The 16,830-nt window shown below is 73.1% G+C and carries 16 protein-coding genes and 1 tRNA gene; 9 read left to right on the forward strand and 8 right to left on the reverse strand.

What is annotated here, in order from left to right; genetic code table 11:
• Positions 1-33: 33 nt before the first annotated feature.
• Positions 34-1,269: a putative hexosyltransferase gene (locus PIJ49_RS05890; RefSeq protein ID WP_271826078.1), complete on the forward strand. Its 1,236-nt coding sequence runs from the start codon at positions 34-36 to the stop codon at positions 1,267-1,269.
• A 284-nt stretch (positions 1,270-1,553) separates the two neighbouring features.
• Here PIJ49_RS05890 and PIJ49_RS05895 read toward each other — a convergent pair whose 3' ends face one another.
• Positions 1,554-2,615 carry an amidase domain-containing protein gene (locus PIJ49_RS05895; RefSeq protein ID WP_271826079.1) on the reverse strand — a complete coding sequence of 354 codons (1,062 nt, stop codon included), beginning with the start codon at positions 2,613-2,615 and terminating at the stop codon, positions 1,554-1,556.
• Between the two features lie 74 nt (positions 2,616-2,689).
• Here PIJ49_RS05895 and PIJ49_RS05900 point away from each other — a divergent pair, with 74 nt between their 5' ends.
• Positions 2,690-3,073, forward strand: a complete 384-nt coding sequence (locus PIJ49_RS05900) for a hypothetical protein (protein WP_271826080.1) — start codon at positions 2,690-2,692, stop codon at positions 3,071-3,073.
• A 57-nt stretch (positions 3,074-3,130) separates the two neighbouring features.
• Here PIJ49_RS05900 and PIJ49_RS05905 read toward each other — a convergent pair.
• The 4 genes from PIJ49_RS05905 to galU all read right to left on the reverse strand — a co-directional run bounded on the left by PIJ49_RS05905 (position 3,131) and on the right by galU (position 6,190).
• Positions 3,131-3,206: transfer RNA gene (locus tag PIJ49_RS05905), tRNA-Ala, on the reverse strand.
• Positions 3,207-3,288: 82 nt separating this feature from the next.
• Entirely contained in the window at positions 3,289-4,422 is a 1,134-nt protein-coding gene (locus PIJ49_RS05910; protein ID WP_271826081.1) for a hypothetical protein, read from the reverse strand.
• Positions 4,423-4,550: 128 nt separating this feature from the next.
• Complete coding sequence (locus PIJ49_RS05915; protein WP_066656446.1) at positions 4,551-5,210, reverse strand: GNAT family N-acetyltransferase; 660 nt, start codon at positions 5,208-5,210, stop codon at positions 4,551-4,553.
• 89 nt (positions 5,211-5,299) lie between these two features.
• Complete coding sequence (galU, locus tag PIJ49_RS05920) at positions 5,300-6,190, reverse strand: UTP--glucose-1-phosphate uridylyltransferase GalU (protein WP_066656448.1); 891 nt, start codon at positions 6,188-6,190, stop codon at positions 5,300-5,302.
• A 113-nt stretch (positions 6,191-6,303) separates the two neighbouring features.
• On the opposite strand from galU, the gene PIJ49_RS05925 reads away from it, so the two are divergent.
• Genes PIJ49_RS05925 through mscL form a run of 3 tightly spaced genes read left to right on the forward strand, consistent with a single transcriptional unit; the run spans position 6,304 to position 7,743 of the window.
• Positions 6,304-6,888, forward strand: a complete 585-nt coding sequence (locus PIJ49_RS05925) for a 5-formyltetrahydrofolate cyclo-ligase (protein WP_066656450.1) — start codon at positions 6,304-6,306, stop codon at positions 6,886-6,888.
• A gap of 1 nt (position 6,889) precedes the next feature.
• Positions 6,890-7,186, forward strand: a complete 297-nt coding sequence (locus PIJ49_RS05930) for an FmdB family zinc ribbon protein (protein ID WP_251155753.1) — start codon at positions 6,890-6,892, stop codon at positions 7,184-7,186.
• Positions 7,187-7,242: 56 nt separating this feature from the next.
• Entirely contained in the window at positions 7,243-7,743 is a 501-nt protein-coding gene (mscL, locus tag PIJ49_RS05935) for a large conductance mechanosensitive channel protein MscL (RefSeq protein WP_066656454.1), read from the forward strand.
• A 123-nt stretch (positions 7,744-7,866) separates the two neighbouring features.
• Here mscL and PIJ49_RS05940 read toward each other — a convergent pair whose 3' ends face one another.
• Both PIJ49_RS05940 and PIJ49_RS05945 read right to left on the reverse strand, forming a co-directional pair.
• A complete protein-coding gene (locus PIJ49_RS05940; RefSeq protein WP_251160892.1) occupies positions 7,867-8,451 on the reverse strand; it encodes a CDP-alcohol phosphatidyltransferase family protein in 585 nt (194 codons plus the stop codon).
• Positions 8,452-8,823: 372 nt separating this feature from the next.
• Positions 8,824-12,651 carry an ATP-binding protein gene (locus PIJ49_RS05945; protein ID WP_081985099.1) on the reverse strand — a complete coding sequence of 1,276 codons (3,828 nt, stop codon included), beginning with the start codon at positions 12,649-12,651 and terminating at the stop codon, positions 8,824-8,826.
• Between the two features lie 112 nt (positions 12,652-12,763).
• On the opposite strand from PIJ49_RS05945, the gene PIJ49_RS05950 reads away from it, so the two are divergent.
• The 3 genes from PIJ49_RS05950 (at position 12,764) to PIJ49_RS05960 (ending at position 15,154) form a co-directional block, all read left to right on the forward strand.
• Complete coding sequence (locus PIJ49_RS05950) at positions 12,764-13,651, forward strand: HpcH/HpaI aldolase/citrate lyase family protein (RefSeq protein ID WP_200884115.1); 888 nt, start codon at positions 12,764-12,766, stop codon at positions 13,649-13,651.
• Positions 13,652-13,660: 9 nt separating this feature from the next.
• Complete coding sequence (locus tag PIJ49_RS05955) at positions 13,661-14,152, forward strand: DUF6264 family protein (protein ID WP_066656466.1); 492 nt, start codon at positions 13,661-13,663, stop codon at positions 14,150-14,152.
• A gap of 126 nt (positions 14,153-14,278) precedes the next feature.
• Positions 14,279-15,154: an aldo/keto reductase gene (locus tag PIJ49_RS05960; protein ID WP_066656468.1), complete on the forward strand. Its 876-nt coding sequence runs from the start codon at positions 14,279-14,281 to the stop codon at positions 15,152-15,154.
• 71 nt (positions 15,155-15,225) lie between these two features.
• On the opposite strand, the gene PIJ49_RS05965 is transcribed toward PIJ49_RS05960, so the two are convergent.
• Positions 15,226-15,714, reverse strand: a complete 489-nt coding sequence (locus PIJ49_RS05965) for a hypothetical protein (RefSeq protein WP_271826082.1) — start codon at positions 15,712-15,714, stop codon at positions 15,226-15,228.
• A gap of 131 nt (positions 15,715-15,845) precedes the next feature.
• Between PIJ49_RS05965 and PIJ49_RS05970 the strand changes: the two genes are divergently transcribed.
• Positions 15,846-16,811, forward strand: a complete 966-nt coding sequence (locus PIJ49_RS05970; RefSeq protein WP_271826083.1) for an NAD(P)H-quinone oxidoreductase — start codon at positions 15,846-15,848, stop codon at positions 16,809-16,811.
• Positions 16,812-16,830 lie beyond the last annotated feature (19 nt).

Raw genomic sequence — 16,830 nt, forward strand, 5'->3', positions numbered from 1 at the left:
GGGCGGCGGCTGCGGAGGTGGGAGACTCGGGCGGTGACCGACCTGGCGGAGACGACCCGTGCCTCCCGGCCGGGGCTGCCGTCCCGCGTCCGTCGTGTGCTCACGGTCGGCCTGGAGGGACGGCACGGCGGGTGGACCGCTCCGCTCGTCGTGTGGCTGGCTTCCCGCGTGGTCAGCACCGTCCTGCTGCTCACGGTCTGGCTGCTCGCCACCGCGCACGGGTGGCGGTTCGCGTCGGTCCGACGCGAGGGGACGTTCACGGCGTTCCTCGGGTCGTGGGACGCGTCGTTCTACCGGACCATCGCCGAGCACGGCTACCCGACGACGCTGCCCACCGACGCGGCGGGTCACGTGCTGCCGAACCCGTGGGCCTTCCTGCCGGTGTTCCCGGCGCTCGCACGGTTCGTCCAGCCGCTCGTCGGCGGGTCCTTCTGGGCCGCAGGCGTGCTCGTCGCCACGCTCGCGGGCGCCGGCACGTGCATCGTGCTCTGGCGCCTGGTGCGCGCGGTGACCGACGAGCGGCGGGCGACCCGGGCGACGGCGCTCTTCGCGTTCGCGCCGACCGGGTTCCTGCTGCAGGTGGCGTACGCCGAGAGCACGTTCCTGCTCCTGCTCTTCGGCGCACTGCTCGCCCTGGTGCGTCGGCGGTACTGGCTCGTGCTGCCGCTCGGTCTCGTCGCCGCGTTCACGAAGCCGGGGGTGCTCGCGCTCGCCGTGGCCCTCGCGGTGCACCTGGTCGTCCGGCTCGTGCAGGAACGCCGGGCGCTGCCGGTGCGGGATGCCGTGGCGATCGTCCTCGCGGGGCTCGGGGTCGCGGCGGCGGGGCTGGCGTGGCCCGTCGTGGCGTCGGCGGCGACCGGACGGCCGGACGCGTACCTCGCGACCGAGCTGTCGTGGTGGGTCGGGTTCGTCGGTCGGCAGCACTTCGCGCCGCTCACGCCGTGGTTCACGATGGCCTCCACGTGGCTCGGCCCGCTCGGCGTCGTGCTCGTGGTCGTGGTCCTCGCCGGGGCGGTGTGGTCCTGGACCCGACCGGGCGCACGGGCGCTCGGCGTCGACGTCGTGTCGTTCACCGCGGCGTACGCGCTGTACCTGGTGGCCGTGTTCCTGCCGCAGCAGAGCCTGCCGCGCCTGCTGATGCCGACGGCACCGCTGCTCGGGGCCGACGTGTTCACGGGAACGCGGCGACGGACGACCGTGTGGCTGGTCGTCGGCGTGTGCCTGCAGCCCGTCGCGATCGTGCTGCTCTGGTTCCTCGGGTACCCCTGAGCGTCGGCGGCCGGGGCGCGGCGGCAGCGGCCAGGGCGCGGCGCCGCGTCACGTCGCGTCGCGGCGGCCCGTCGGAACGCGGTGTCGGGTGCCGCCGCACAACGGCGAGCACCTCGCGCCACGTGATCACGTGGCGCGAGGTGCTCCCGGTTGTGCGCACGACCGGCGCCGGCGCGACGCGATCGGCCGGCATGACCGGCGCCGGCGCAACGCGATCGGCCCGCGGGACCGGCGCCGACCGGCGCCGACGGGGCGGCAGGGCGGGTGACCGCGCCGCGTCGCCGCTACGCGTCGAACGTGTGGAACCAGGCCGTGCCGCCGGGGTGCTGCACGGTGATCATCTCGTCCAGGTCGCGGTAGGGCCCGTCCTGGTTGTGGCTCGCCGACTTGATGCGGATCGTGCCGTCGGGCTCCGTGAACACCTCGGACACGATCGTCACGTGGTCGGGCGATCGGTTGTCGTTCCAGTCGTAGAACACGATGTCGCCGACCTTGACCTTGCTGCGCTCGTCGAGGGAGCGTCGCGTCAACCCGAAGGTCGCCGCGTTCGCCGTCATCCACGGGTCCATCGCCGGGCAGTACGTCCACGTGGCGCTGTGCTGCGCACCGCCGGACCGGCTGTACCAGTCGTCGCGCTGTTCCCACCCACGGGCGATCAGCGTCTGGCTGACGTAGTTCGCGCAGTCCCCGCCGATCGGGTTCATCGTGCCGTACTCGGCGAGGTTGTAGTCCGCCCAGTACCGCATCGCGTACTCGAGCTGCCGGTCGACGTCCGTCAGTGCCGCGTAGGCCACCGAGGTCGTCGCGACCGCGGTCGAGGCGTCCGGGACCGGCGCGGCCGTCGGGGTCGGCGTCGCGGTGGCCTGGTCCTGCGTGGCGCCGGCCTGCCCGTCGTTGGCGGCACTGCCGTTGCCGTCCGACGACCGGTTCGCCGACGGGCTCGGCTCGATCGCCGACGTGAAGAGCGCGACGTCAGCCGACCCCGCCGTGTACATCGCCTGGTGCGGCGCCGTGAAGGTCACGGTCGTCGCCGAGGCCTGCACGTCCCGCGCCGCGACCCCGCCGACCGTGACCCCCTGCACCGCGGCGAGGCCGGTCCCCGTGACCGTCACCGTGACACCACCGGCGAGCGGCACCTGCGCGGGCTCGACCGCGGTCGCCGCGGGGCGGGCGCTCGACGAGCCGGAGGACGACGACCCGGGCGACGCGCCGCTCGGCCCGTCGCCGGCGCGGGTGGTCGCGCCCGACGACGCGTCGTCGGCGCGGGAGCAGGCCGCGACGGCGACCCCGATGCCGGCGACGCCGGCGAGCGACAGCAGGGAACGGCGCGTGAACGAGGCAGTCATGACCGGACCAGGGTAGGCGACGGTACGGCAGGATCGCTGGCAGCACACCATCCACCGGAAGGATCGACCCGCACATGCCCGAGAGCCACGACTTCTTCGTCGCCGCCGACCCCGAGTCCACCCGCACGATCGTCCGTGACGCCCTCGTCCGCGAGGGCTACACGATCACCGACGGCGACCAGGGCACGCTGCTGGGCACCCGCGGCAGCCTGGGCCTCACCCTGCTCGTCGGCGGCTTCCTGAACGACCGGACGTTCCACACCCGGCTCGACGTGCAGCTGATGGTCGCGCCCGACGGCCGGACCGTCGCGCGACTGCTCCGCGGCTCGGGCCGGTCCGCGGTCAAGGGCGGCGCACTCGGCGTGGCCCGCGGCAACCGGGCGTTCGAGCAGGCCGCGAACGCGATCCACGCGTCGCTCGCGCAGGCCGGCGTCCTGACGGACAGCGTGCCGAGCTGACGCGCTCGCGGAGGAACGACGAAGGGCCACCCGATCGGGTGGCCCTTCGCTGCTGCTTGGTGGAGCTAAGGGGATTCGAACCCCTGACCTTCTCATTGCGAACGAGACGCGCTACCAACTGCGCCATAGCCCCAAGTGCTCCACCACACTAGCACCACCGGGAGCGCGAACCGAAATCGGCCCGCCACGCCCGGGCGTGCCGCGCGTGGACGGTGTCAGACCGCGCGGCGTCGACGCATGACCGCGTCGAGGTCGGTCTGCCGGTACGCCTCGTCGTCGATGACCCCCATGCCGGCCCAGCGGCTCTGCGTCGCCGGCTGCTCGGGCTCGGCGGCGACGGCGGGCTCGGCGGTAGGCGATCCGGCGGCAGGCGATCCGGCGGGGCGGGACGGCGCCGCCTCCCCGGCCGGGGCACGGAGCCCGAGTCGCTCGGCGAGACGGCCCTGGTCGTGGGCGGAGAGTGAGGCGGCGGCCTCCTCGACGTCGGACCGCATCCGGGACACCCGCGCGAGCGTCGGGTCGGTCTCCCCCGCCCGGATGGCAGCCGCCTCGGCCTCGGCCTCGGCCTTCGCCTCGGCCACGCGCTCGCGCAGCCGGGCAGCGAGCTCGGCGGACGACTCCGGCGACGGCGCGGGCGCCGCGGGGCGCTCGACGTACAGGGGCTTCGGCACGCTGGCCGGCGTCCAGCTCCGGTCGCGCGTCGGCTCGGCGGGCTGCTCGGTGGACAGCGGCGGTGCCGGGTCCGTCCACGCGGTCGACGGCCGGGAGGCACGGGTCACCGCCGCAGCGCCCGCCGCGGCACGCGCCTTCCGCGCCTGGGCGACCTGGTGCAGCTGCGCCAGGACCGCCGCGGACCCACCGGCGGCGACGAGCCCGGCGACACCGACGAGCCAGGCGCCCGGGGCCGCGACGAAGACGACCGCCGCGACGAGGACACCGAGCGCGCCGAAGAGGGTCGCACCGAGCCGGGAGCGGCGCATCCGCATGGCCGTGAGTGCGGGGACGGACGACACCCGCTCGAGCTGGGGCTGCTGCTCCGCGAGGCGCCGGGTGATCTCACGCTGCCGCGCGGCCTCGTGCGCTCGGACGATCGCGGCCCGCTTCGCCTCCTCCGACCGGGCGACGCGCTGCGCCTCGGCCAGGGACTTCGCGTTCATCTCGACCCGGACCTCGTCGGGGAGCTCGGCGGTCTGCGCGAGGATGCGCAGCGTCTGCTGCAGCCGGATCGCGTTCCGCTCGGTGGCGAGGTACTGCCGACGAGCCGCCCACGACGGCATGAGGTAGACGACCCAGAGCACGGCCGCGATGAGCAGGACGATGCCGCCGCCCCAGGAGCCGATACCTGCCATGGGGACACGGTAGGGGTGCGCGTTCCCCGGACCGCCCATTGCCGGACGCGTGTTGCGCGAGTCGCGACCGAATCCGTGGGACGCGGGTCGCGCCTCCAGGCCGACGTGACAGGACGACGGGACGACCGTCAGATGCGCGGTCGGGTGTCGAGCGGGGTCGCCGCCTCCTCACGGGCGGAGGCCGGGACGCTGCCCGCCCCGTGCGGGACGCGACCGGCGACCCAGCGGTCGAGGACGCCCTCGCGCACCTCTTCGGCGACGAGGGCGAAGCAGAAGTGGTCGCGCCAGTCGCCGTTGATGTGGATGTACCGGCGGCGCAGGCCCTCGAACCGGAAGCCGAGCTTCTCGACGACCCGCAGGCTCGGCGCGTTCTCCGGACGGATGCAGATCTCGATGCGGTGGATGCCGACGACCCGGAAGCAGTGGTCGACCGCCATCGCGACCGCGATCGGCGTGACGTTGTGCCCGGCCGCCCCCTCGACGACCCAGTAGCCGATGGACGCACTGGCGAGCGAGCCGTAGGTGATGCCGGACACGTTGAGCTGGCCGACGAAGCGACCGTCGAGCTCCATCGCGAACGGCAGACCGAGCCCGGCGCGGGCGTTGGCCTGCAGTGCCCGGATGCTGCCGCGGACGTCGGTGGAGACGTGTCCGGAGGGGTTGGTGGCCTCCCACGTCCGCAGCCACGAGCGGTTCGTGGCGAGGGCGACGTCGAGGTCACGGGTGTCGCGGAGCCGGAGGGGCCGGATCGTGACCCGCCCGTGGGACAGGGTCGGGATCGTCGTCATCGCTGTGGTTCCTCCGGTGCCCGGCGCTCGACCGGGTGGACGCACGAACGGGCCCGGGGCGGACCCCGGACCCGTTCGTGACGGGGTGGCTACTCTCCCGCGTTGAAGTCCTTCAGCCAGGCCTTGAGGTCGGGGCCGAGGTCGTCGCGGTCCGAGGCGAGCTGCACGATCGCCTTGATGTAGTCCAGCTTGTCACCGGTGTCGTACCGGCGTCCACGGAACACGACGCCGTACACGCCGCCGGTCCACTCCTCGGCGCCCGCCATCTTCATGAGCGCGTCGGTGAGCTGGATCTCGCCACCCTTGCCCGGCTCCTGCTTCTCGAGGACGTCGAAGACCTCGGGGCGGATGACGTAGCGACCGATGATGGCCAGGTTCGAGGGGGCTTCGCCCTGCGGGGGCTTCTCGACCAGGCCGGTGATCTTCACGACGTCGTCGGTGTCGGTCTCCTCGACCGTGGCGATGCCGTACATGTGGGTCTGCGACTCGGGGACCTCGAGCAGGGCGACGACCGTGGCGTTCTTCTCGCCCTGGACCTCGATCATGCGCTTGAGCAGCGGGTCGCGGGCGTCGATGATGTCGTCGCCGAGCAGCACGGCGAACGGCTCGCGGCCGACGTGCATCTTCGCGCGGAGCACGGCGTGGCCGAGGCCGAGCGGGTCGCCCTGACGGACGTAGTGCATGTCGGCGAGGTCGGTCGACTGGTTGACCTTCTGCAGCTTCTCGTGGTCGCCCTTCTTCTTGAGGGTCTCCTCGAGCTCGGCCACGTGGTCGAAGTGGTTCTCGAGCGCGTTCTTGTTGCGCCCGGTGATCATGAGCACGTCGGTCAGCCCGGCGCCCACGGCCTCCTCGACCACGTACTGGATCGCCGGCTTGTCGACGACCGGGAGCATCTCCTTCGGCATCGCCTTGGTCGCGGGGAGGAAGCGCGTGCCCAGGCCTGCGGCCGGGATCACCGCCTTCGAAATCTGGAAGCCCATGTCAGCGAACGTACCGGACGCCCACTGGGTCCCGGCATGGGCACTTCGGAGGACACGGCATCCCGCGCCCCACGGCGGGAAGCCGCAAACCCGCGCTCGGTAGACTCCCCGCCATGACCGCCGACCTCGGGAACGAGAAGCGCGCCCTGCGAGCCGAGCTCCGGCAGCGGCGGCGCACCCGGACCACGACGGAGCGCGACACCGACACGACCGCCCTGACGTCGACGCTGCAGCGCTTCGTGGAGGAACGGCAGCTGCGCTCGCTCGCGCTCTACCTGTCGGCGCCCGACGAGCCGGACGTCCGACCCTTCCTGCGCTGGGCGCAGGAGCACGGCGTCCGGGTGCTGCTCCCGATCACCCGCGAGGACGGCCTGCTGGACTGGGCAGTCGACGACGGGGTCTCCGAACACGAGGGCCTGCACGGCATGCCCGAGGTCGTCGGCGAGGTGCTCTCCCCGCTCGCGCTCGGGGACGTCGACGCGATCCTCACCCCGGCGGCGGCGGTCGGGCACGACGGATGCCGGATGGGCTGGGGCCGCGGCTACTACGACAAGACGCTCGGGTCGATGGCGAACCGGCCGCCCGTCTATGCTGTGATCTTCGACGCGGAGTACCTCGACGAGGTCCCGCGCGAGGCCCACGACGAACCCGTCGACGGCATCATCACGCCGTCGCGCATCATCACCTTCCGGAGCTAGGGTGCCCACCTACTCGTACCGCTGCACCGAGTGCGACAACGCCTTCGACGTCAAGCAGTCGTTCTCCGACGCCACCCTGACCGAGTGCCCCGTCTGCGGCGGTGCGCTGCGCAAGGTGTTCTCGCCGGTCGGCGTCACCTTCAACGGCGGCGGCTTCTACCGCACCGACTCGCGGTCGACGCCGAAGGCCGAGGGGTCGTCGGGGTCGTCCTCGTCGTCCTCGCCGTCGTCGAGCACGCCGGCGAAGGCGGAGCCGAAGAAGACCGAGTCGAAGCCGGCCGCGCCCAGCGCCTCCTGACGAGGGCTCGTCTCCGTCGGTACGGTGGGGTCTCCTCGACACGGAAGGAGGCTCACGTGAAGGGCTTCAAGGAGTTCCTGCTCCGCGGGAACGTCATCGACCTGGCCGTCGCGGTCGTCATCGGTGCGGCGTTCACCGCGATCGTCACCGCGATCGTGAACTCGCTCATCAACCCCCTGATCGGCGCGGTCTTCAACGCGTCGAGCCTGGACAAGGCACTCGTCGTGTCGATCCCCACCGTCTCCGGGGACTCGGCGGACATCCTGTTCGGCGCGATCATCGGCGCGGTCCTGAACTTCGTCATCGTCGCGGCGGTGGTGTACTTCGCCCTGGTGGTCCCGGTCAACCGGCTCAAGAAGCTCGCCTTCGAGCGGGTGAAGAACGACGAGCAGCAGACGCCGCAGGACGTCCCGCCGACCGACGTCGAGGTGCTGCTCGAGATCCGCGACCTGCTCCGCACGCAGAACGGCGACGCGGTGGCGTCGGGCGGCGGTGCGCACGTCGCCCCGTCGACCGCTCCCGAGGGACCGGGGATCAGCGGCTCGACGAAGCTCTAGCCGCGGGCGTCCCGAACCACGGAACCGACGTCGAACCAGCCTCCGGGGCCGGTTCGACGTCGGTTTCCTGGTTCGACGGGGCCGGACGGCGCGGGCCGGACGCCCGCGCCGCGCGCGTCCGCGTCAGGCGGTGCGGGCCGTCGCGCGGTGCTTCGCGGCGAGGGCCCGGGCGTACTGCACGCCGGCGACGACGTGGCCGATCGTGCCCGCCCAGACGAAGACGAGCGCGAGCACCCGGATCCAGTCGTGCTGCGATGCCCACGACGTCGACGAGAACAGCAGCAGCGGCAGACCGACGAAGAGCAGCGCGGATCGGACCTTGCCGGTCCACGTGACGTCGAGGTCCGGGTTGCCGCGGAACCACAGGCCGGACAGCAGCGCGAGCACCGCGTCCACGAGGACGATGATCGCGACGCTCGGCCACGGCAGCAGGCCGACGAGCACGAGCGACAGCACGATGGCGATGATCGCCAGGCGGTCGGCGATCGGGTCGAGCGCCTTGCCGAGCTTCGAGCCCTGGTCGAACCGACGCGCGATGAAGCCGTCCGCCCAGTCGCTGACACCGAGGACGACGAGCGTGACGAGCGCCCAGCCGGGGTGGCCGGCCACGACGAAGCCGATGAACACCGGGATGAGCAGGAAGCGCACCAGCGTGATCAGGTTCGGCCACGTCTGCCAGTCGGGTCGCCGTCGCGCGGTGTCAGTCATCGACCCCAGGCTACCCGTCACCAGTGTGGGGGCACGTCGCGCAGCAGCTGGGCGTCGTTCTCCCCGTCGCGGTGGCGGGCCGGTTCCGGCGGCGCGGCCGGGTCGTAGCCCGGCACCGGCGCGGTGGTGACGCGCCTGGTGCGGCGGGGAGAGCCTCCCGGCCGGTCGGTCGTGTCGGTGCCGGTTCCGCCACCGTCATCTGCGGAACGGACGGGAGGCTCGACCTCCGTCACGTCGTCGGCCCGCGTCCACGAGCCCACCAGCTGGTCCGTCCCCGCCGTCACCGGACCGGCCGCGCGGGACGCGCGCCGGGACCCGCTCACCGGCGAGCGGGGCCCGGAGCGGGCACGCGGGGATGCGTCTCCGACCGGGTCATCGGCGTGCGGGGATCGGAGGGATCGAGATCTCCTGCGTCGCTCCACGGTCGACGCCGAGCACCGACGCCACGGTGTCCGCGACGCGGTCCGGGTCGGAGAACAGCTGGAACGCGTGCACGCGCACGTAGTGCCACCCGAGTCGGCGGAGCACCTCGGGACGGAGCCGCAGCGACTCGCGGAGCGAACCTCGGACGAGCGACGCGTCGGTCTCGATCGTGACGCAGACGCCGCCGTGCGCCGCGACCAGGCCGAGCTTGCCCCGGTGACCGAGTGCGACGGGGATGCCGCGCATCTCGAGTCGTCGGGCGAGGTCGACGAGCAGCGGGTCGGAGTCGTCGGGCACGTACTCGGCGGCGGTGCGCGCGCGGACCTCGGCGAGGATCTCGGCCAGCGCGACGGTGCCGTGGCCCATCCGCTCGGCCTCGATGTCCGACGGCTGGAAGCACGTGACGATGACCATCGACCGGCGCGCTCGGGTCATCGCGACGGCGAGCAGACGCTCCCCGCCGGGCTTGCCGAGCGGACCGAAGTCGCGCAGCACGCGGCCGTGCGGGGTCCGGCCGTACCCGATCGAGAACACGACGCGGTCGCGGCTCTGTGCCACGGACTGCTCGAGCGTCGCGACGATGAACGGCTCGGCGCGGTCGCCGATGACGAACTCGGTGAGGTCCTTGTGGCCCTGCGCCGCGGTCAGGACGGCCTGCTCGACGCGCACCGCGTGCTTCGCCGACGCCGTGATCACCATGAGCGACTCGGTCGGGCGGGTGCGGGCGTGCTCGGTGACGAGCCGGACCACGCGGTCCACCTCGGCGTCGACGCTCTCGACCGCCCCGGACTCGGGGTCCGGCACGGCCTTGCCGTCGCTGACGTAGTCGATCGCGATGGAGCCGTGGCCGAGGAACGAACCGGCCCACGGCAGCGACTCGATGCGGCCGCCGTAGAAGCGGCGGTTGACGAGCTCGGCGAGGTCCTCGCCGCCGGCGCGGTACGACCGCGTGAGCGACAGGGTCGGCAGGAGCGTCGACAGCTTCGCGAGCGCGGAGTCGGCGTGCAGGGCGTCGAGCGTGCCCTCGTCCACCTGCAGTGCCCGGTGGTCGGGGTCGACCGCGATCCGGAACGGCGACGGGGTCTGCGTCACCGGGTCGCCGAACACGACGGTCTGGCGAGCGCGACGGACGGCGCCGACGGTCTCGGCGATGGTGACGGCACCGGCGTCGACGAGGATCACCGTGTCGAACGGCATCGTGTCGGCGATCTCGGGGACCTCGTACGGCGAGGCGAGCCAGACCGGCGCGATCGACCGGGACAGGTGCGGCGCGGAGTCCTGCAGCAGGCGCGAGGTGATCGCGCCCTCCTTGAGCTGCGTCTTCAGCGACGTCGCCTCGTCCGGCCAGTCGACCAGTCCGACCTTCCAGTTCTCGGCGAGCTGCCACGCCAGGCCCTGGGAGACCCCGGCCGCGTGGGCGTCGTCGACGAGCCGGAAGTCGGCCTCGACCCGGTCGAGCATGTCGGTGTTGCCGCCGAGCAGCGCCCGGTCGGACTCGAGCATCGTCTCGAGCGCGGACTGCCACCAGGCGAGCTCGAGCTCGGCCGGCACCTGGGTGTCCGGCACGTGGCGGTGTGCCAGGTCGGTGATGAGCGGCTCGAGCTGCAGGTCCCGCAGGGTCTGCATGAGCTCGGTGCGCTCCTGCAGGTTGTGCAGGACGTCGGACTCCTCGGCCAGGCGGGCGACCGTCGGGACGAGCTCGTCGATCGGCAGGTTCGCGAGCTGGCGGTCCCGCTCGGTCCGGCCGAGGGGCTCGTCGAGTCGGGCGAGGTCCTGCACGACGTTCGAGAAGAGCACCTGCACGTCCCCGATGCCCGTGGGCACCTCGGGGTTCACGCCGGCCGCGACGTAGCGCTGCCAGAGCACGCGCTGCTGCTGCACACGGGTCAGCGCCTCGTGCAGGTCGGACACGTGCACGCCCGGTCGGACGTACTCACGCGCGAGCTTCTTCAGCCGACGACGGTTGGTCGACGACATCGGGGCGCCCTCGCCACGAGGGGCCGTCGCGGCGACGAGCTCCGAGACCGACCGGTCGAAGACGACGGGCAGGAAGCGGTCGAGGGTGTCCCGGATCTCGGTGAGCAGGCGGAGGTAGATGCCGAGCTCGTTGATCGTCGTGAACTGCCGCATGTGGGTCGACGCCACGAGGTCGTGCGCACGGCGCAGCAGCGTCGGCAGGCCGTCGGCGTCGAGGTCCTTCGCGGTCTTGTGCGCCCGCTGCGCGCCGTCGCTCGAACCGAACTTGGCGCCGTACCAGGGCGAGTCGTCCGGGCCGTAGCGGAACTCGCCGAGGTTTGCCGCGCTGACCATGGTCTCGGCGACGCGCGAACGGCCCTCGACCATGCTCGTCACGGACCGCTTCGACAGTCGGGCGGTCGTCGACGGCGGCACCGGCAGGAGCGACAGCCGGGACAGCTCGACCAGGCAGTCGAGCACCGAGACGCCGAAGTCCGGGTCGACGCGGGTCAGCGAGCCGCGGTAGTCGGTGAGGACCTTGCGGAGCCGGACCAGGGCGTCGTCGACCTCGCGGAGGTTCGGACGCGCGGCCTTCTCGTTGCGCGCGATGCCCCGGACGACGTCACGGCGCAGGGTGCCCGGCGTGACGGCGACGCCCGGCAGCTGGACCTCGGCGAAGCGTGCGGCGATGCCCCGCAGGGTCGCCCGCCGCGGGCTCACGACGAGGACGCGCTTGTTCGCCGCGACGAGGCCGCCGAGCGCGTTGACGATCGTCTGCGTCCCGCCGGTGCCCGGCAGGGTCTTCACGACGATCGAGTTGCCCGCCGTGATCTGCGCGATCACGTTCTCCTGCTCGTCGTCGGCGTCGAGCAGCAGCGTGTCGGTCTCCGGGCTGCGCTCGTCCGACGGGGTCTGCTCGACCGGGTGGTAGGACTGCTCGACCTGCCACTTCGCGCTCGGGTTGCCGGCGAGCGCGTCGAGCACCGGGTGGGACAGGTCGCCGGTGTCCTCGACCATGCCGCTGGCGACCTCGGCGAAGGTCGAGACGACCAGGCGCGCGTGCACCGAGAAGCCGGGGATGTGCGCGGTCAGCCCGCGGAGCCGGTCGATGACGGGGTTCGGGGTGAACGAACCGTCCTGCTGCGCGAGCGCGACGAAGGACTGGGCGTCGAGGATGACGCCGTACTGCTCGTGCAGCGCGTCGGCCAGCCCGGGGTTGAGCACCGGCTCGCCGAGCAGGCGCACCTCGAAGTCACGGCCGTGCCGACGGATCGCGAGCGGGCGGAGCAGCACCGGGCCGCGGAAGTGCTCGTCGCCGTGCTGCCAGTCGGCCATGCCGATGCCGAGCTTCACGGCGTCGATCCCGCGCACGGTCGCGAGCTCGGTTCCCTTCGCCTCGACCTGGGCGGCCGCGACACGCGCGGCGCGCAGCGCAACCTCGTCGCGGATCAGGCTCGAGAGCAGCGTCGTCTTGCCGGTGATGAACTGCGCGAGTCCGCCGGGGTGCGTGGTGGACAGCTCGATCCGGGCACGCGGGTGGTCGCTGAAGTGCGTGAGGGGGCTCGTCCCGCCGACACCGGTCAGCTGCGTCCGCCAGGCGTCCCACGTGGGCTCGGCGGCGTTGCCGGCCTGGAGGCGCGGGTCGCCCAGGCTGATCGCCTGCGGGCTCGTGAGCTGCAGTTCCGGCCGCAGGGTGCGGTCCGGCTCGTCGCTCCGGTCGCCCTCCCGCTGCTCGCGCCCGTCCTCGGGCGCGTCGGCACCCTGGACGGGGACGTCGTCATCCGCGTCGTCCGCGCCGTCGGTCACCCTGTCTCGCCACACATCCGACACTGTAGGCGGAAGCGGGCGGCCTCCCTGGCAATGACCCGACGTTTCCGGCTTTCCGTGCGGGCCCGGTACGGGGTCCGACGGGCCGGTGTGGTAGCAACGTGGCATGGCCATCGACGACCGCACCGCCCCGTCCGCCCCCGCACCCTCGTCGGCCCGGCCGGACCGGCGTCGGTCGGTCCCCGCCGAGATCTCCCGGTCGTGGCTCCTCGTGCCCGGCACCGCCGCCGACCGGTTCGAGCGGGCACAGCGGTCGCGCGCCGACCAGATCATCCTCGACGTCGAGGACGCCGTCGACCCCGCCGCGAAGCCGGGTGCCCGCACGACCGTGGCCTCGTGGCTCGCGGGCGGCGGTGAGGCCTGGGTCCGGATCAACGACGTCACGACGGACTTCTGGGCGGACGACGTCGAGGAGCTCCGCGGCCTCCCGGGCCTGCAGGGCGTGATGCTCGCGAAGACCGAGTCCCCCGCGCAGGTCACCGACACGTGGCACCGGCTCGGCGGCCACACCCCGGTGATCGCCCTGGTCGAGTCGGCGCTCGGCATCGAGGAGGCGACGTCGATCGCGAAGGCACAGGGCGCCTTCCGCCTGGCCTTCGGCTCGGGTGACTACCGCCGCGACACCGGCACCTCGGCCGACACGCTCGCCATGGCCTACCCGCGCTCCCGGCTCGTCGTCGCCTCGCGCGTGGGCGACCTGCCGGGTCCGATCGACGGCCCGACGGTCGGCTCGGCGCACGCGATCCTCCGCGAGCAGTCCCAGGTGGCGGTGTCGCTCGGCCTGACCGGCAAGCTCTGCCTGGACACCGAGCAGCTGCCGGTCATCAACGAGGTCATCTCCCCCACGCCGACCGACGTCGCCTGGGCGCAGGACTTCCTCGACGACTTCGACGCCCGCGGGCAGGTCATCCGCGACGGCTCCGACCTGCCGCGACTCGGCCGCGCGCAGAAGATCCAGCGGCTCGCCCGGGCGTTCGGCGTCGAGGCACGGTAGACCGGTCGCATGACCTGGTCGCACCCGTCCGGCGGTCCGCCGCAGTCCTCACCCTCGGGTCCGTCCCAGTCCGGCCCGGGCAGCACCGAACGCGCCGCGTGGGCGCGTGGCGGCACGACGCTGTTCCCCGCGGGCCGGGTCGCCGACCGGGTGTCGACCGTCCTCCTGCTCGCAGCCGGTGCCCTCCTGACGCTCCTCACCCTGGTGGTCGGGATCATCGCGGTCGTCTCGGCCACCGCGGGCTGCGACGCGGCCACGGGGTGCTCGCCGGGCCGCTTCCTCGGCGGCGCCGCGATCGCGGTCGGCGGGTCCTTCGTCATCGGGGTCGCGACGGTCGTGCTCGCGGTCGGCGCCTGGGTGCGTCGTCGTTCGTCGTGGTGGATCGCCGCGCTCGGGTTCGTCCTGGCGATCGTGGTCGTCACCGGGGGCGGGGTCGTGTTCGCGCAGGCGACCGACCCGGCGACGGGGGCCGGCCAGGTGACCGCACTGCAGCTCCCCTAGCGCGGCGTCCGCCGGACGGGAGGCGCGTGGCGGGGCCGCCACGGGCCTCCCGTCCGGCGGTCCCGTCGGCCTGTCCCGTCCGCGCACGCTGGGCGTCGCCCCGGTCGACCGGCGCAAGCTGGGCGCATGAAGCAACGAGTCATCGGAGACGTGTCGGTCAGCGCGATCGGACTGGGCGGGATGCCCATGTCGATCGAGGGGCGGCCCGACGAGCGACAGGCGATCGCGACCATCCACGCCGCCCTCGAGGCGGGCGTCACCCTCATCGACACCGCGGACGCCTACCACCAGGCGGCCAAGGACGAGGTCGGGCACAACGAGGAGCTCATCGCGAAGGCGATCCGCGAGTTCCACGGCGACACCGACGCGGTGCTCGTCGCCACGAAGGGCGGCCACCTGCGGCCGGAACCGGGCGCGTGGGCGCAGGACGGCCGACCGGAGTACCTCAAGGAGGCCGCGAAGGCCTCGGCGAAGCGCCTCGGTGTCGACGCCGTCGGCCTGTACCAGTTCCACCGGCCGGACCCGTCGGTGCCCTACGCGGACTCGATCGGGGCACTCGCGGAGCTCCTCGACGAGGGCGTCATCCGCATGGCGGGCATCTCGAACGCCGACCCCGACCAGATCCGTGAGGCGAACGAGGTCCTGGGCGGCCGCCTCGTCTCGGTGCAGAACCAGTTCTCACCGGCGTTCCGGTCGAGCGAGCCGGAGCTCGAGCTGTGCGACGAGCTCGGCATCGCGTTCCTGCCGTGGAGCCCCCTCGGTGGCATCGCGAAGGCCGCCGACCTGGGGACCGCGTACGAGGACTTCGCCGTCATCGCCCGCGAGCGCGACGTGTCGCCGCAGGTCGTGGCGCTGGCGTGGGAGCTGCAGAAGAGCGACGTGGTGATCCCGATCCCGGGTGCGTCGCGGCCGCAGTCGATCCTGGACTCGGTCGTCGCGGCGACGGTGAAGCTCCGCGACGAGGACGTCGCCCGGCTCGACGCTGCTCGACCGGCGGCCTGACGGGCCGGAGCACCCGCACGACGACGCCCCGTCCACCGATCGGTGGACGGGGCGTCGTCGTGCTGCGGCGGTCAGGACGTGCAGGCCTGCTGGAACTCGGTCCCCGCGTCCTGGACCTTCTGCGTGGTGTCCGAGAACGCCGACAGGTCCGCCGACTGCGGGTCCGCCGTGATCGCCTTGATCTGCGTCAGCATGTCGGTGTACGCCGACCGGAACGCCTCGGCCTTCGGCTTGACGTCGGCGTTCTGCACCGCGTCGACGCCGTCGGACAGCGACTGGTCGAACTCCTCGAGCTTCGCGACGGCTGCCTGCGGGTCCGACTGCAGCTCGGTGACCTGCGACTGCAGGCCCTTCGCGGCGTCCTCGACCTTCGACTGGAACGCGTTGCACGCCTCGGCCTTGCTCTGGGACGCGGCCTGCGGCGCCGCAGAGCTCGGGGCCGAGGAGGCCGACGAACCGGAGCCCTCGGCGCCGCCGTTCCCGGAGCCCCCGTTCGAGCAGCCGGCGAGCAGTGCGACGGCGAGTGCCGCGGTCGCGACGGCGATGGTCTTCCTGGACATGGACGTCCCCCCTGGTCGTGCCCGCGCGACGGAGCGGCGCGGATCGGCACCGACGGTACACGGCGTCCGTCGGGCCTGCCGTGCCACGAGCCGTGCCGGTCTGCCCTGCCGCGGGGCGTACGGTCGAGGGCATGCAGGCGATCACGGCACACGACGGCGGACTCCGACTCGACGAGCACCCGGACCCGGTCGCCGGGCCGGGCGAGGTCCTCGTCGAGGTGGCAGCGGCCGGGGTGAACAACGCCGACCTGCAGCAGGTGGCGGGCAACTACCCGCCGCCGCCCGGCGCGTCCGAGGTCCTGGGCCTCGAGGTCTCCGGGACGGTCCGCGCGCTCGGCGACGGCGTGGACGGGTTCGCGGTGGGTGACCGGGTGTGCGCGCTGCTGTCGGGTGGCGGCTACGCGACCCTCGTGGCCGTGCCCGCGGCCCAGGTGCTGCCGGTGCCCGACGGCGTGGACCTGGTCGAGGCCGCGGGACTGCCCGAGGCCGCGTGCACGGTGTACTCGAACGTGGGGATGCTCGCGGGGCTCCGGCCCGGGCAGACCCTGCTGGTGCACGGCGGCACGGGCGGCATGGGATCGCACGCGGTCGTCTGGGCGAAGGCGCTCGGTGCCCGGGTGATCGCGACGAGCGGCGGGGAGCGGAAGGTGCGTGCTTCGAGGGAGCTCGGCGCCGATCTCGTGGTGGACCACCGCACCGAGGACTTCGTCGAGCGCGCCCTCGACTTCACCGACGGCCGCGGGGTCGACGTCGTGCTGGACGTCGTCGGGGCGGACTACCTCGCGAAGCACCTCGAGGTGCTCGCCCCGAACGGGCACATCGCCGTGATCGCCGCCGGCAGCGGGCAGAAGGGCGAACTCGACTTCGGCGCGATGATGCGGAAGCGCGCGACCATCAGCGCGACGACGCTCCGAGCCCGGCCGCTCGACGAGAAGGCCGCGATCGTGGCCGCCGTCCGCGAGCACGTCTGGCCGCTCGTCGCCGACGGCAGCCTCCGACCGATCGTCGACTCGGTGGTCCCGCTCGCCGAGGCAGCGGAGGCACACCGCCGGGTCCGCGACGGCGAGGTCATCGGCAAGGTGCTGCTCGCCGTGTGACCCGGGTCAGGCGTGGACG

The organism is Curtobacterium uvaldense, from assembly GCF_028307415.1.
In the GTDB taxonomy this organism is placed as follows: domain Bacteria; phylum Actinomycetota; class Actinomycetes; order Actinomycetales; family Microbacteriaceae; genus Curtobacterium.

Excerpts from the sequence above, each read along its gene's own strand:
- PIJ49_RS05895 (WP_271826079.1), bottom strand. The coding sequence starts at position 2,615 with ATGACTGCCTCGTTCACGCGCCGTTCCCTGCTGTCGCTCGCCGGCGTC.
- PIJ49_RS05900 (WP_271826080.1), top strand. The coding sequence starts at position 2,690 with ATGCCCGAGAGCCACGACTTCTTCGTCGCCGCCGACCCCGAGTCCACC.
- PIJ49_RS05910 (WP_271826081.1), bottom strand. The coding sequence starts at position 4,422 with ATGGCAGGTATCGGCTCCTGGGGCGGCGGCATCGTCCTGCTCATCGCG.
- PIJ49_RS05915 (WP_066656446.1), bottom strand. The coding sequence starts at position 5,210 with ATGACGACGATCCCGACCCTGTCCCACGGGCGGGTCACGATCCGGCCC.
- galU (WP_066656448.1), bottom strand. The coding sequence starts at position 6,190 with ATGGGCTTCCAGATTTCGAAGGCGGTGATCCCGGCCGCAGGCCTGGGC.
- PIJ49_RS05925 (WP_066656450.1), top strand. The coding sequence starts at position 6,304 with ATGACCGCCGACCTCGGGAACGAGAAGCGCGCCCTGCGAGCCGAGCTC.
- PIJ49_RS05940 (WP_251160892.1), bottom strand. The coding sequence starts at position 8,451 with ATGACTGACACCGCGCGACGGCGACCCGACTGGCAGACGTGGCCGAAC.
- PIJ49_RS05950 (WP_200884115.1), top strand. The coding sequence starts at position 12,764 with ATGGCCATCGACGACCGCACCGCCCCGTCCGCCCCCGCACCCTCGTCG.
- PIJ49_RS05955 (WP_066656466.1), top strand. The coding sequence starts at position 13,661 with ATGACCTGGTCGCACCCGTCCGGCGGTCCGCCGCAGTCCTCACCCTCG.
- PIJ49_RS05960 (WP_066656468.1), top strand. The coding sequence starts at position 14,279 with ATGAAGCAACGAGTCATCGGAGACGTGTCGGTCAGCGCGATCGGACTG.
- PIJ49_RS05965 (WP_271826082.1), bottom strand. The coding sequence starts at position 15,714 with ATGTCCAGGAAGACCATCGCCGTCGCGACCGCGGCACTCGCCGTCGCA.
- PIJ49_RS05970 (WP_271826083.1), top strand. The coding sequence starts at position 15,846 with ATGCAGGCGATCACGGCACACGACGGCGGACTCCGACTCGACGAGCAC.